At 71.9% G+C, this 1,029-nt stretch carries 2 protein-coding genes; both read right to left on the bottom strand.

The genetic code is table 11. From position 1 onward, the window contains the following. The coding region (locus P409_RS35080; RefSeq protein WP_152613726.1) for an NAD(P)/FAD-dependent oxidoreductase at positions 1 to 506 on the bottom strand (506 nt) is incomplete at its 3' end. Beyond that, the coding region (locus tag P409_RS35075; protein WP_034849645.1) for an SDR family NAD(P)-dependent oxidoreductase at positions 506 to 1,029 on the bottom strand (524 nt) is incomplete at its 5' end. The genes P409_RS35080 and P409_RS35075, both read right to left, overlap by 1 nt.

Genomic DNA, 1,029 nt, shown 5'->3' with positions numbered 1-1,029 from the left:
GCGATGGCCGGGGCGGCGCGCTGCGGCTCCGCCCGTCCGTCGGAGGCGGAGTACAGCGCCGCCTTCCAGCGGCCGCCAGCGCCGGGCATCAGCCGGTCGAACTCGGCCGGGGTGATCAGCCGGGCGTCGAGCTGGTAGGGCCGGGCATGCTCCAGCCAGGCCTCGTACTCCGCGATCTCCCGGTCGGTCTCGACCGCGAACAGGATGCCGCTCTGGCGGAAGCCGGTCTCGGCCTCCACCGTCTGGTTCATGCCCTCCCACAGCCGCATGCTCTCGATGATCAGCGGGATCTCCCGCGGATCGCGCCGGGTCTTGCGGCACCAGCCCCAGTTGCGGCTGGACTGCTCGCCGGCGATATGGCCCTTCTCGCACAGCGCCACCGAGACGCCGCGCTGCGCCAGGGCCAGGGCGGCGCTGGTGCCGATGATGCCGCCGCCGACGATGACCACGTCTGCGCGCTGCGGCAGCACGGCATCGGGCTCGACGCTCTCGACCTGCGGGCCCATCACCAGCTCTCCTCAAGCGTCGAGTTGATCGGGATCTCGGTGATGCTCGCGGTGTCCGGCAGGTCCAGCAGGAAGGCGACGATGCGCGCCACATCCTGCGGCTGGGTCAGGCTTTCGGCCGGCCGGTTGGTCAGCCCCGCCGCCATGTCGGTGGCGACGAAGCCGGGGCAGATCGCGGTGGCGCGCACGCCCTCGTCCCAGCCGGCATGGCGGATGGCGTGGGTCAGCGCCAGCGCCGCGAACTTGCTGACGGCATAGAGGCCCGAGGCCGCCGACTTCACCCGCTTGCCCGACAGCGAGGCGATGGTGACGACGCGGCCATGGCCGGAGGCGACGAGATGCGGCCAGGCGGCCCGCACCAGCCGCAGCGGCGACTTGACATTGACCTGGATCAGGTCGTCGAGGTCGGCATCGTCGGCCGCGATCACCGTCTTCGGGATCATGATGCCGGCATTGGCGATGACCGCGTCGATCCGGCCGAAGCGCTCGGCCGTGGCCTCGGCCCACAGCCGCTCGGAGCCGG

The organism is Inquilinus limosus MP06, from assembly GCF_000767795.1.
GTDB lineage: Bacteria > Pseudomonadota > Alphaproteobacteria > DSM-16000 > Inquilinaceae > Inquilinus > Inquilinus limosus_E.
Note: the sequence above shows the minus strand (reverse complement) of the source record. Positions and strands in the feature narration are given on the sequence as shown.